This window comes from Vibrio sp. Vb2131 (genome assembly GCF_033338535.1).
Lineage (GTDB): Bacteria > Pseudomonadota > Gammaproteobacteria > Enterobacterales > Vibrionaceae > Vibrio > Vibrio alginolyticus.
Map to the genome: position 1 here is coordinate 18,998 of NZ_JAWOSW010000017.1, position 13,425 is coordinate 32,422.

At 41.7% G+C, this 13,425-nt stretch carries 14 protein-coding genes; 7 read left to right on the forward strand and 7 right to left on the reverse strand.

Annotation, left to right across the window (positions count from 1 at the left end; all coding sequences use genetic code 11):
- Positions 1-4: 4 nt before the first annotated feature.
- Positions 5-127 (reverse strand): hypothetical protein, encoded by a 123-nt coding sequence (locus tag R7E38_RS17355; RefSeq protein WP_254901957.1) that lies wholly within the window; start codon positions 125-127, stop codon positions 5-7.
- Positions 128-350: 223 nt separating this feature from the next.
- Between R7E38_RS17355 and R7E38_RS17360 the strand changes: the two genes are divergently transcribed.
- From R7E38_RS17360 to R7E38_RS17370, 3 genes are all read left to right on the forward strand, one after another.
- Positions 351-1,211 (forward strand): helix-turn-helix transcriptional regulator, encoded by an 861-nt coding sequence (locus tag R7E38_RS17360; RefSeq protein WP_262664659.1) that lies wholly within the window; start codon positions 351-353, stop codon positions 1,209-1,211.
- 396 nt (positions 1,212-1,607) lie between these two features.
- A complete protein-coding gene (locus tag R7E38_RS17365) occupies positions 1,608-1,733 on the forward strand; it encodes a hypothetical protein (protein WP_005484867.1) in 126 nt (41 codons plus the stop codon).
- A 229-nt stretch (positions 1,734-1,962) separates the two neighbouring features.
- Positions 1,963-2,421 carry a hypothetical protein gene (locus R7E38_RS17370; protein ID WP_213872888.1) on the forward strand — a complete coding sequence of 153 codons (459 nt, stop codon included), beginning with the start codon at positions 1,963-1,965 and terminating at the stop codon, positions 2,419-2,421.
- 528 nt (positions 2,422-2,949) lie between these two features.
- On the opposite strand, the gene R7E38_RS17375 is transcribed toward R7E38_RS17370, so the two are convergent.
- The 4 genes from R7E38_RS17375 to R7E38_RS17390 form a co-directional block, all read right to left on the reverse strand.
- Positions 2,950-3,381: a DUF2787 domain-containing protein gene (locus R7E38_RS17375; RefSeq protein ID WP_226084031.1), complete on the reverse strand. Its 432-nt coding sequence runs from the start codon at positions 3,379-3,381 to the stop codon at positions 2,950-2,952.
- Positions 3,382-3,481: 100 nt separating this feature from the next.
- Complete coding sequence (locus tag R7E38_RS17380) at positions 3,482-3,982, reverse strand: hypothetical protein (protein ID WP_226084030.1); 501 nt, start codon at positions 3,980-3,982, stop codon at positions 3,482-3,484.
- 44 nt (positions 3,983-4,026) lie between these two features.
- The gene (locus R7E38_RS17385) at positions 4,027-4,410 is read right to left on the reverse strand and encodes a hypothetical protein (RefSeq protein WP_226084029.1); all 384 of its coding nucleotides are present in this window, start codon (positions 4,408-4,410) and stop codon (positions 4,027-4,029) included.
- A gap of 102 nt (positions 4,411-4,512) precedes the next feature.
- Positions 4,513-5,748 carry a tyrosine-type recombinase/integrase gene (locus tag R7E38_RS17390; protein ID WP_140121134.1) on the reverse strand — a complete coding sequence of 412 codons (1,236 nt, stop codon included), beginning with the start codon at positions 5,746-5,748 and terminating at the stop codon, positions 4,513-4,515.
- Between the two features lie 422 nt (positions 5,749-6,170).
- Between R7E38_RS17390 and R7E38_RS17395 the strand changes: the two genes are divergently transcribed.
- Positions 6,171-7,730 carry a helix-turn-helix domain-containing protein gene (locus tag R7E38_RS17395; RefSeq protein WP_226084028.1) on the forward strand — a complete coding sequence of 520 codons (1,560 nt, stop codon included), beginning with the start codon at positions 6,171-6,173 and terminating at the stop codon, positions 7,728-7,730.
- A 528-nt stretch (positions 7,731-8,258) separates the two neighbouring features.
- Here R7E38_RS17395 and R7E38_RS17400 read toward each other — a convergent pair.
- Positions 8,259-8,846, reverse strand: coding sequence for a hypothetical protein (locus R7E38_RS17400; protein ID WP_226084027.1), 588 nt, complete (start codon positions 8,844-8,846; stop codon positions 8,259-8,261).
- Between the two features lie 256 nt (positions 8,847-9,102).
- On the opposite strand from R7E38_RS17400, the gene R7E38_RS17405 reads away from it, so the two are divergent.
- On the forward strand, positions 9,103-9,798 hold the full coding sequence (locus R7E38_RS17405; protein WP_318081936.1) for a hypothetical protein: 696 nt from the start codon (positions 9,103-9,105) through the stop codon (positions 9,796-9,798).
- Between the two features lie 783 nt (positions 9,799-10,581).
- Here R7E38_RS17405 and R7E38_RS17410 read toward each other — a convergent pair.
- On the reverse strand, positions 10,582-11,247 hold the full coding sequence (locus R7E38_RS17410; protein WP_053350617.1) for an SDR family NAD(P)-dependent oxidoreductase: 666 nt from the start codon (positions 11,245-11,247) through the stop codon (positions 10,582-10,584).
- A gap of 227 nt (positions 11,248-11,474) precedes the next feature.
- Between R7E38_RS17410 and R7E38_RS17415 the strand changes: the two genes are divergently transcribed.
- Positions 11,475-12,743 carry a DUF2254 domain-containing protein gene (locus R7E38_RS17415; protein WP_005385537.1) on the forward strand — a complete coding sequence of 423 codons (1,269 nt, stop codon included), beginning with the start codon at positions 11,475-11,477 and terminating at the stop codon, positions 12,741-12,743.
- A gap of 184 nt (positions 12,744-12,927) precedes the next feature.
- Complete coding sequence (locus R7E38_RS17420) at positions 12,928-13,407, forward strand: RDD family protein (RefSeq protein ID WP_086047050.1); 480 nt, start codon at positions 12,928-12,930, stop codon at positions 13,405-13,407.
- Positions 13,408-13,425: the final 18 nt, after the last annotated feature.

Below are 13,425 nucleotides of genomic sequence, written 5' to 3' on the forward strand. Positions count from 1 at the left end.
CTTCTTAACTGTAATCCATTGCGCCACATGTATCGCATGACCCACCCTTGGTGACCCAACCGGGACAACCTAAAGAGCGGCATGAGTAACCTGATGCCATAAGCGGCTTAATGAATGTCACTTGCATTACTTGTTTCCTTTAATTGACGTTGTAGTAAATCTACGTTGTGTAGTATCCCACTGCGACCGGACAGGATATGTCCAAGACCGCAGAGTGAGTGTGAAAATAGTCATCGTCATTGCCCTGCCTTATCCGATGAAAGCTATGCCAAACCTCAGTGCGCGACGGTTTGAAACATTTAAAAATGTTTTGCCCTCAACCTGTCCAAGGGAAACCGTACGCTAGTAGCATGAGCGATAAGAGTGAAAAGCTAGCTTTAAGGCTAGGTGACATATTGACGAGATTGTTTATGGGAGAAGTACTCTCCCCTGAGCAGTTGGTAGCGGATTATCAGGTAAGCGAGAAAACCCTGAGACGCGATTTCAATGAAAGGCTAGTCAACGCTCCGATTATCCGCACCAATGAGGGTTATCGGTTAGATCCAGTAACTCGAAATAATGGTAATGCGAATATCAACAAGGTACTGCACGATACGGGTTTGTCCGCGCTATTGCCTAACCACTACAAGTTCAACGGTCACACTCCCATTCTGTTTAAGAATCCACGCTCCGAACCCATCGGGAAGTTCGATGCGCTGTTTAGACAGCTGACCGAAGTGATTACCACTCACTCTGTTATTGACCTTACCTACAATGGCAAAACGTTTGAATCTGTCCATCCCTATCGTTTGGTAAATGACCGTGGTATCTGGTTCCTCGCTGCGACCGACTGTGACCAGCTACATTCGTACCGATTACCGAATATTTCAAGGATTCACCGCCGGGAAGATAAATACAAACCGAATCAAAAGGTCCACGAGGAGATACATAAACAAGGGATGGAGTGGCTAACTCCGGATGATGCTGAGGTGCTTGTACAGGTTGATAGGGAAGTAGCTCCACGCTTTCTTGAAGGTATGATTCTTCCCCACCAGCAGCTATTGAAAGAACTGAGCGACGGTAGTTTGTTGGTTAGCAGTCGAGTATCAAGATTGAGCGATATCTTACCTTTATTGAAGTCTTGGATACCTCAAGTCGAGGTTCTCTCCCCTGTCAGCCTTAAGCTTGAACTGATACGCGATCTCCACGCCACATTGGATCGTTACAAGTAGTCAACACGTTTTAGACTACTGAAACCGATCAGCTTACTGAGCAATTAGATCATGATGATCCAAATGCTTTATTTGCTGTACATGAGTATCGTTTCATCACGATGCCACGTTAATAAATAACGCCCTAGTGTTCTCTCTAGAAGCACAGCTCCAAGACACCAAAGAACCACGACATAATGTCGTTTCACTGCGCCGCTAAAGCCCCTCCTAACCATCAACTTGCCACTATGTACCGATTTTGAGCTTACCTATGTGGGATAAGCGAAAGGGGTGATTTAGCGAAACCTCAAACCGATACCGCGCAAGGGAAAACTCAAAATGATGCCATTTTTCGTCGTTAATTAGCAAACACTAAAATAACTCCGGTAGGAGAAGTAATTTAATAGGGGTATTACCATGATGTCTGATGCACGAACTCTGCTCCAAATCACTCAGTCCAGTCCGTATCTCTACCTAGTTGATATCGCTAACTTGTTAAGCTTCACTGCCGTTGGCTATCTACTGGGTATGATGACTGGATAAACAGAACCATGAATTGAACTTGTCACTATAGATCCCGGTGACAAGTTCCTTTTGTTACACCTAGCCTGTTTTAACTAGCTTCTGAAAATAGGTGAAAAATTTGAGTAAAAGTTCATTTGTGTCAATTCATTCACGAATATCGTTATAAATCTATCAGTTAGACTAGTGTTTTATAAGTGAAGCATGTTTAATCCGCGTATCGAAACCAAAACAAAATAGGTACAAAAACATGTCTATTTCATTCAATAAAACAGAGCATCTACTTAACGACTGTCAAAGTGAGAAAATTGCCAAGTGTGCGGCAGCAGCTTGGGGACATGAAGCAACGATGGGAACTCAAATGTTTTTCGCAGAGTCGGATCACTACTCGATTCAGATGGCAGAAGAGCATTTGGAAAACCCAGAAAGCCAAGAAGTTATCTTCATTGAATTTCTAGCTTACAGCGACCATGAAAAGTCACGCACATCTGCGGTTGTTTACGAGAAAGAAGACCTCGTATTGCTTTGTCATTGGTTTTCATTTGAGGATGATGAGGAAGAATATTTTGAGCCTGGATACCCTATGACCACTTCCGGATTCTTCAGCTACCTGAACTCTCTACCAAATATAAAGAGACATGTTCACCCATCTGCACTAGATGACAAGTATCAGCTAGGGTTGTCTCTACTGGACGAACTAAGCCAGTAAGTTATACCTAATTCTGTTTGTACTGGGGTAAATTGGATAAGTTGTCATTTCGTATGGCAACGTTGAAAATGACCAATTTTTCGAGCCAAACTACGAACATAAGATTAAGGGGCGCCTCTCGTCGCATAATAAGGGCTAGCCTTTACCCCTAGTTGCAGAGATAGCATCAGACAAATCATTCTCTCGGTATTTTCTATAGGCTTCCCGTCCCTTACTGCTCCCATTGCTTCGACATAGCAATGGGAGCTTTTAATAACAAAACACCAGTGTAAACCAACCAAACTCGTTAAAATTAACGCTCCCTTCCTTGGTGTTTCCACCGTTCATTGCAATCCAGCAACTTAATCCCCTCTAAATCCCGAAGGCAACGGATTGGGTAAACGTTGCTAAAACTTGCCCCAATGAAAAAGGCTTCCCATCACACCATGATTAACATGGAACAATGGGAAGCCTTAGTGTCACTAGGAAGTGAGTCGACTATTTTATGGTACATACATGGTGCTTTCTACTTGGTTTGTTGCCGATAGACTAATCTACAGTGACTTTTATCTCATCGAACACGCCCATTTCGACGTAGCTAAGAAAGTTGGATTCCCACATTGAGTAGAACTCCATTACCTCACTACTTGTTATCGGCAGCTCCGGAACATAGGAAAAACTTGCTGTTCCAGATGAGAAGTTAAAGTCCACTTCTTTAACTAGTTCGGGATAAGGACCAGCGCAATACGCAAAGTCCGTGATGTAATCAAAGATCCACTGGTCGTAGAGGCGGACAAGCCTGATTTCAACAGGGTGCCAACCGCCGTTTTCCGAACTGTAGGATGAATCTCGGAAGTTGATCACAACCGATTGGATCATGGGTGTCCATTTACCTGATTCGCTGATCACTCGGTTTAAAGCATCTTGAAGACTAGTTGATATCGGTAACAAAAGGCGCTCAGTATCAAAGACTAATTTCATAATAAAATCTCATTTAAATTGTCAGGGAAGCACTCTTGCTAAGTGCTCAGTATGAAAGCCAGAGTTGGCTTGGATGGTAATGGGTAATGTGGTTTTGGGGTTATTTCGCTTTGGTTTCAGCGTCCACGAGAGACAGCAACTCATCACGACGTTGCTCGTAGTCTGGCGCTAGAACGTGGAGAAACACTGACTTCTCCGACTGGATGATAAGACCAAGCCCCCTACAGCAAGCTGCCATAAAACCCGCGTTGTTCGCTGACTGTCCAGAAAATACACACTTCAGCACAGAGCTCTTGAACGGCTTATCACCCTGCACGTCTAGAACAGCGGTGATATCTTTAAGCGGGATCATCTCTTTACTATGCAGTCCAGAGCCCTGATTTCCAGTCATACGGATATAGGGTTCGTTTTCCTCGTCATGTAAGGCGATTTCATAGAACACATGGTTTTCCGTTTTCGGACTTAACTTCTTCGCTTTACCCTCGCGCACGATATGAGTGAAAGGGTCTACTGGTTGATCGTCAGTGACCGTGACTTGTTCATTGCCTTCTACAGCTTCAGGTTGAACTACTTCTTCTTTTTGATTGGTTTTGCGTGCCATAGGGCACCTCCTTTAAGTTGGAATTGTTCAGGTTTAATTTGGTTTTAAGATTCAGCTTGGTCAGCTAACTTGGCGACAGGGAACGTTAGACTGTTCAATGGGGCACAGCAGTACACACCACCACCTTCCATGGTCACGATGGCAACCGCTAGAAGCCAAGGACAGTCATCATCGTTTAACAACAGCACCCATTCAGGGTAGTTAGTAACAAAGCGAAGAAAGTGCAGATCTTCCTCAGATTCTTCACTCAAGGTTTCGTTGGTATCCCCTTCCTCAATCAAGTACAATGTCGTACCGACCTCATCCCAGAACGCTTTCGTACTTTCTTCATCACCGAATGGCTCTATCAAGTGCTCTAGCAGCTTTGCTTTCACTGAATCAGGCATTGGCAGTGATTGAATGTCTTCAAACTTGTTTACTGTTTTCATTTCTAATCTCCGTTTAATAATGAAAAAGCCCCTGTTTAGCTCGTCGCTAAACAGGGGCTTTTCTAATGTCATTTCTAAATTAACTGGTTAAACCTAACTTCTTCATTCCCAACGTATCTCTGGCTTCGCAGTCACCATATCCGACAAACGAGAACCAATCTCCCTCCGACGCCCTACAGTCAATTTTGAGTAGCGTCTTGTTGATGACAGGTCAGCGTGATTCAACTGCTTGGCTATGTCGTGTAACGAGACTCCTTGGCTAGCTAACAAACTTCCAACCGTATGACGAGCTGAATGCAGGGTTAGATTCGCTTTATCTCCGGGTATGTCGGGCAGTCCCATCTTGGCTTTGATTGCCTTGAAAGCATGCCTAGGTTGCCCTACTGGTTTACCCTTTTTGCGTCCAGGAAAGAGATACGGATTATTCGCCACATGAGGCACCGACCTCAAAATCTCAAGCATGTAATCACTCAGATAAATAACGTGACTACTACCGTTTTTCGTATGCGGAATAGTGAGTGTTTTCTCCTCCCAATTCACATCGGATTTCAAGCGCAAACGCAGTTCCTTATCCCTCGCGCCAGTCAAAAACAGCAAAGCTAGGTATGCGCCAATACTTTTGTCTTCATGGTTCAGAGCGTGACCTATAAACTCCTTTAGCTGTGACTCGGACAAGTACCCAGTTCGCACGTTATCTTCTTTCAACAAGCTCACCTTGTCAGCAATGAGCGGAGCATCCATCAACTTGTATGCTTGACGATTGATCGTTTTCAATAGAGCCAAAACGCGATTAATCGAAGCAGGAGCATAAGGCTTGCCTTTAATCGTAACGGCGTTCTGCATCTCCATTTGGACTTTGATGATATCGGCGGCGGTTAGGTCATGAATTGATATGTGATGTATCGACTTTGCCAAACGAAATCGTGCAACATCATCCTTCCAACTGCGTTTCTGTTTAGCGAGAGGCAAATAGACTTCATCAAAGAACCGTTCAAGAGTCATCGTCTTCTCGGTAGTCTGATTGTCACGTTCAAGCTTGGGATCAACGCCTTCTATAATTTGCTGGCGATACTCTTTGGCTGTTTTGCGCAATGTGGCGAGGTCAGTTTCAGGATGCTTACCAAGACCAATAGATGCCTTCTTACCTGTTACCGGACTGGTATAACGCAGCAGGAAGCGTTTCCCACCAGATTTACCCACTAAGCAACGTACACCAGTAGGTAAGCCACTGTCTTTCATAGCAGACAAATTGACTTCGTAATCAGTGGATTTAGCGTTAGCCGGATTGGGTTTAAGGTTGTTGAGGAAAGTAGTGGTGAGTCGCTGTGATTTACTCATTCAAACCTCCATTAACTAGATATTCAATTAGTTAATATGTGTTTGAATGATTGTTTGTTACGGCAACGCGATACGGTTGAAGAAATGACGACAATTACGCAAAAATTCCGTATAACTAAATAAAAACCTAAATATACCAATCGACCAAAAAGGTTTATTTATGTAAAATTTACGCAGAATGACATTTAAGCTCAATAACTCTCTTCTCATGTGAAAAATCTCCCAAAAGTAACGAATGGCAAGGTATCTTTAAGCCAAAAGCACCTTAAAAACACCAAAAATTTCTTTATTAATTTCTTTAAAAAGAATAATTACCTTTTAATTTCAATCAATTGCAAAATCACATTTCCGTAAATTTTCCTTTTATTTCATTCTTATATGCATTTATAGTCATTTCAAACTTAACCCAAAAAGAGGTGTCTATGTCAGAATCAATAACCCACAATCAAAAGCTTGATAAGGACTGCGCTAAAAGCATTGTCGAGCAACTAGTATCTTTGAATATCCCTAGGTCAGAAATAGCCCGCAGATGTGGAGTCAACCAGTCCAGAATTAATGGATGGGAAAATGGAGAAAAAGCGGGTAGTGAAAATCTTCAAAAACTAAGAGCATTATTAAACCTCCGCTTACCAAACCATAAAGCGGAAACATTCCAGGTTTCCAAATGCGTGCGTTTAGCTTTAGCTAAAGAAGATCTAGACCTATTTCTAGTGAAGCAAATGAAAGCCTTTATAGGAGAGCTTCCTTCACTTCCCTTCGAGTTGCGTGAGAAATTCGACAGTGCAGAGTCATTAGAATCATTAAATGAGGTTATCGCGACTCAGTATCACTTGTATGTTTGCAAGAAGGTTGATTCCGACCTCTATTTCACTAAAAGACAAGAACATGTAGTTAACCAAATGGCGCCATACGTAAAACCATTTGGCGTATTACCATCAAGTTACCAAAATACCATGCACTCAGTACTCGAACAGCTTAAAAAAGCGATTCAAGAGGCAGAAGAACAGATAGCAAAGAAACAACATCGAGAACAAGAAAATCAAAAATTCTTCAGAAGCGCCGTTGAACATTCGATTTCAAACACTCTACAGAGAAGTTTTGCACTTCATACCAACGCTGAAATAAACCTTGAAAATGTACAGAAAGAGCTTCTTATTCATATACATAAAGCACTAGAGGACTTTCACTTTCAATATTCAGGTTCATATTTCTCCCATCCGCTGTCTGAGCTTGTTCGTACTATGGAGAGAGTTGCCCAGTTTCTCGATGACAGTCAATTTGGACCTAAGTACGGCACAATGCGACTAGATGGTCAGAATATGTATTACTCTGACTCGATTAAAAAACCAGAAGGTTTTATCGAATTTGAAGATATCGAGTTCGCAATTGATTCTGCTAAAAAGCTTCAGGGTAATTTTGAAAAGTTCATCGAAGAACAGCAAGAACGCTACTCCGCTCTTTTCAAACTCAAAGAGAAAGAACTGGAACTCTGTTCCAAGCTGGATAGCGGCAAAGTATTCCGCCAAAAGATTTGTGAAGCTCTAGTATCTGGTAAAGAACTTGGTGTACAAGACGCTCGTCTGAGCAACCTAGCGGTATTTGCAGACAGCATTTTGAAATGTGACAAACTACCAATAGCTTTAAATGGAAAAAAACATGAATTAGAGCTATTAAACGGACTCAAAGAAATGCTCAATGATATAACGCCAGAGCCACTCATCCACCCCGTTCAAATAGGTGGTCACTTAGTCTTCTCTAAAGAAAGAGAAACCAAAGGAAAGACTTTGATATATTCGTTAAATAATAATGATCTGGTTCTTCTGCAAGAAGCTAGCATCTGCAACCAACAAATCTTGACAATACAACCCAAGCTAGCAGCAGAAGAATTACTCACTCATATTGATGCCGATATCAAAGAGTCAGCGAAGCAATCACTACTAGAACACGGCTACATGTTCAGCGACGTCGAGGTTCTAGGGTAGAGGCGGAAACTATAAGTACGCAACTTCACGCGTGCTTATCACTCTGAGAACAGACTCATGGAGTTGGATATCCGCTTAAAAGTCCATACTGATCAAGCACTTTCTACATCAATTATGTTTTGAAATTCACAGCCAGACTCAAGAACATACCATTAATAATAACCAGTACAACAGCGGCCTACGGCAAGCTGTTGTACTGGTTATTATATATTTAATATCAAGATCCTATCCCAACCCTAGCTCTCAGTTCATTTCGCAACATTCGCACAATCACCAAATCACAGACACCAGAAGCAAAGCGAGTCCCTATCTCTCGCATAGAAACTCAACCGCAAGCATATAGTTCAGAGCACACCGAGAGTCGAGACACTAATCCCGTACAATTACCGCCAAAAGGTACTCTAGTCGTCACCGAACGAGCTTAGAACGGCGATATTCACACACTGATGGTTAGTAGTAGCGATGGAAAATACTACCATTTATTACACTTTAATGAGGTCGGTAAGCTAGTTCGCTAACACCTTGTACCTAATCACTATAAGTGATACTTACAATTACCGTACATTCACCTAATCCACCTGATAAGAAACTAGAAATAAAGTATGTCTGAGGAGAAATAAAGTCACCAAGGTGCCGATTGTTAGCCTCGTAATTTGATAAGTCACCACCATGAGCTAAGTAAATCAACCCATTTAGATTATGCAGTTTTTGAGTGTCAAGGAAATGATACAACTCTTGATAACTATTAAAAGCAAGTACGTGACTTGACTGGTTACTGATCTTCCGAATGTCACTAATATCGATATTATTCGGCATCTGTCGTACAGTAAGCTTCTTTGCTATGTTTCTCATAACATTATTAACAACCTTATCATCTTTTGAAAGGCTATCGACGAACACTACATCACAACAGCTAGATTCACACCAAGGTCTTATTTTCCGAATTTGTGTTTCACTAACACTACCAACTAATAGTAAATCTAATGTTTTCTCGGTTATATATTGCGCCGTTAAATCGTCAATTGCCACTTCTCCATATGTTTTCAAACAGTGGACAACCTCAGACGACGCAATCGCAACATGAACAGTTTCTTCATCCATTAAAGGTTCAAACATTTACCAACACTATCTTTATTAATTTTTTAATTTTAGGTTGATAAATAGTATATTATTTACTTTTAATTTTATAGATTTATGCATTTTCAAGGCACATGAAAATCACTCAATGTCTAAGCTAGGCTATAATTTTTAATCAAACACACCCACGCAAAAAGTTAAAAATACAAAGAGAACAGCGTATAAAACCACAGTACAAAATGGATGCTTATTATCTACAACATTAAATCTCTCAGCTAAAACCAAGGAAAACTATATGAGATTTGAAGATATCGTAAGACTACACGAAGAAAAGATCGCCCTAAAATTACGCCTACAGATAAGCCAAGAAGATTATGAAAAATCATTACTTCCCTACATAAGTGATATGGAAAGCTTCTTAATGGGGCAACGTGGGTGTGTAACTGAAATCTTTAATACATATAGTGAAAATAAAACCGCTATTGACAGTTATGTAAGAGTCTTAAGAGCACTTAAAATAGATAGCTGGAAGGAGAAAAAGAAACAGGTTACAGAGTGGTGTGATTTCATCTGGGAAACTAATGATATATTGGATACCTCCCAAGAAAAATCGAACCAGAAGGTAGAAACTAAGCCGTATACACCGCCTCCTAAAACAAAGGTAGAAACTAAGCCGTATACACCGCCTCCTAAAACAAATGCTAAAAATAAAAACGATAGAAAAGAACCTAGTGTCATCGCCGAGACAGGGTTGTATATCGGTAATATTCTATTGCAAGCTGTTATTGCTGGCATAATGTTCTTTCCAATGATGTTGTGGATCATGCTTAAGTCGATAGTTAGTGGACCCGACGAAACTACGAGGGAGGTGGATAGAAATATACGTACATTACAACGTGAGGGTGCTTATGAAAGGATGAAGAGAGCCTCAAACCAACGTGAATACGACTCAGCCAAACAAGACTATGAACGATACGACAGAGATTATTAACTATTCGGCAATATATGAGTAACTGATACTTCCAAATAGCTAGCCAAAGCAATCTGAATAATAATCATTCACTGAAAATGATTGCCAACAGCGGTAATCATTTTTGGTTGGCTGCAAGCGATGAGTATTAACGTCGAGACTCAATTAGCTTTGTACTTGTTAATAAATAGCTACATCCATATATCCCCAACGCACTTACTACACACTTAGAAACCGCCTATAGCAAAACGGTTTTCAACAATCCATCAAAACGATCAGTTGTCCATAAAGGCAAAGCCAAAACCTCATAGCACCGTAAAGTCACCATGGTCGTACCATGGTTCTTCTCGATCGAAGCCCTTAGTAATACTGGCTCGCAAGATTGCAGTTACTTGGTGTTGTTTGGGAAATAAAAAAGAGTAAATTTAGAAGGGATGAACCATGTATGCACCATAGTTCGGTATGAAGGTAGTTTATTACAGACATAAAAAAAAGCCGCTTTAATTAGCGACTTCTTAGTAATGCTTTGGTGATAAAATTTTTATTTTTTGTATAACGACTTGATTTAAAACTTTTTTTGAATCCGTCGTGTATACCAATTTCACCACACCGGCATCTTTGGGCTATTGCCCTTTGATGGTTGGCATTATACGTAAGCTTTTGACCTGCGCAAGCAGAAATACCTTAAATAACTATCGTTTGCTGATAATTTCGCCACAAAGTGTGACAAAGCTGTACTCATAAGAAACGTACGCTCCATTTTCTACTACTCTTCCAGATGAAAATGAGTATACGAAACTCTTTTTAAGTTCTATTCACTGTAATATCAGAAACATAACCATTCCCAATGCTCGACAACGCATTATGGAGCATCTCTGCGGCATCTTCTGCTTGCATGAAGTGACTCGTGTCCATCGTATTGCCGCTTGTTTTCCAGAATTCCGTATCCATTCCACCAGGATAAACCGCGATGATTTTCATAGGTTTTCCTTTTAGCTCCAAACGAACCGACTCAATTAATCCTTTGATGGCCCATTTCACTGCACAATACGTAGACTCTTGCGCTTTAGGTTGTTGCGCGGCTGTGGACATGATCATGACCACTTTTATTGGATGATCTTTGTAACGCTTTACTAACTCTCTTAGCACATGAATCGCAGAATTCAGGTTGTTATCAATCAACTTTTGAATCTCTTCCGGCTCCTGCTCTTCCAGTAAGCCAAAATAACCACTTCCCGCACTATGAATGACCATTTCAGGGGACTGTTTCACCCCATCAAAGAGCTGTTTCACATTTTGGTGCGATGAGAGGTTGCAAGCTTGATAACCAACGTTATGAGAGAGTTGTTTTGCTAGTGCGGATAGTTTTTCTGTATTTCTTCCTATTACATACGTCTCTTTGCCTTCCGCATCATAACGCTTTGCTAGTTCCGCCCCTAAGCCGCTACTTGCACCTGTAATTACAATCATGCGCTACCTCTTTTCAATCACATACTTTTAATTCATCTATCAATTAAGGTAACAGAATCGTGGTAATTCACACCTCAAGAGCACCATTCTTTGAAGCAAGCAGCTTTCTTACTTTCGTGATGCATGAAATATCAAGCAGAACGACGGGCATTTAACCTATGCTTAAGCAAGAATAACTTTCTGAATTTTCTATCGACTTTCTAGTGAGAACTGAATAGGAGCAAAGAATGACTGGGTCAAAATGGCAGTGGTTACTGAAACAGATGACACGAAAACTGTGGGTCCGGACGTCACTCTACGCATTACTAGCTGTTGCTACCGCCTTAATGTCGATTGTTTTAAACCAGTTCATTACTTTGCCCCCTGCCATCAACGTCAGCAAGGATTTGTTGAACAACATATTAAATATCCTCGCAACCTCCATGCTTGCAGTGACTACATTCTCTCTCAATATTATGGTCTCAGCGTACAGTGCCGCTAGTGCAGGGGTAACGCCGCGAGCGACAAAACTGTTGATGGAAGACAGCACAACACAAAATGCCTTAGCAACCTTTCTTGGCTCTTTTCTATTTAGTTTGGTAGGAATTATCGCGCTAGGTATTGGGGCCTATCATCAACAAGCACAAATTTATCTATTCATCGTGACTATCGCCGTAATCGTGATGATCATACTCACTCTGCTACGTTGGATTCAGCACCTTTCCGTACTAGGAAGGGTCAGTGAAACCACTTCATACGTAGAGCAAGCCTTGTTAGATGCGATAAGAAAACGGGGCAAAGAGCGCTGGCTAGGTGCTCACCCATGGAGCCACCCAGAGCATAAGCCCAGAGGAAGTAAACCTATTTTGAGCCAAGAAATTGGCTACTTACAGCATGTTGATATGCATCACCTCGATAGTATTGCTGAAGCAAACCAATGCACCATCTACCTTGAGCGACAACCGGGAAGTTTTGTGTACGTAGGTCAACCATTGGCTTGGGTTTGTGGAGAATTGCCAGACGAAAGCGAAGTAACGGCAGCCTTCACGATTCGAACGGAGCGTTCATATGATCAGGACCCTCGCTTTGGTTTAGTCGTTATGGCGGAAATCGCCTCACGAGCACTATCTCCGGCTGTAAATGATAATGGCACCGCGATTGACGTTCTTGGGCGTTCTGTACGAGCACTTTCATTATGGGGAGACCTACTCAGTGAGCCGCCTACCAAAACTCGATATCCTAGACTATTTGTGCCCGCATTGAGCTGCCAGGATTTGTTTGATGATGTCTTTTTGCCGATAGCACACGATGGTGCAGCGCAACTCCAAATACAGATTCGCCTACAAAAGGCCTTGCTAGCTCTCTCTAGTATGCACCCTAAGTTATTTTTGTCACCAGCAATCAAGCTGTCAGAAAAAGCTTTAGAGCTTTCATTAAGCCAACATTATACCGAAGATGAGAAACACCAACTCTCTCAGCTATCTAATCTGGTCACAGACCAAAAAGCCAATGGTTAAGAGAGTCGAATTCAGTTGAAACATATTGCTGCACGGCCTCGTGTATCATGACATGTGCTGATAACGTAGGGCTGAAAAGTCACTTCGTTTATACACAATTAAAGACTCTGTGCGTTAGGTCTCTTTTCTCTTGGTGAGGGAATCTATATTCTGACGCACAATTTTTAAGGTAAGTGATGGAATAATGACAACGTCTACAACTCTTCCACCTGCTGGTCTCTTTCGTCGACTTGCAGCGTTGATTTACGACACATTAATTATTATCGCAATTGAAATGATGGCCGCTGGTATTGTTATGGCCGTTTTGTTTGCACTAAATGCAGCAGGATTGTTGAGCTATGGCGAGTACGCAGATGCCGCAGATATGCTCGGAAAGCACCCTGTATTGAGCCCTCTATTTACACTTTATCTTGCGGGTGTGTGGATATATTTCTTTGTGTTCTTCTGGACGCGAGCAGGACAAACTCTTGGGATGCGCGCTTGGAAGCTTCGAGTTCGCAATGCCAAAGACGGAGCACCAATTACGGTAACTCAAGCTCTGATTCGTATTTCGACATCTGGCTTTGGCTTGGCAAATTTGACTGTGCCGATTGATCCGAAGAAACGTGGTTTCCACGACATTTGGGCCAAAACAGAGGTTGTTGTATTACCTAAGGCAAATTAACTTGTCTAGGAACACAAA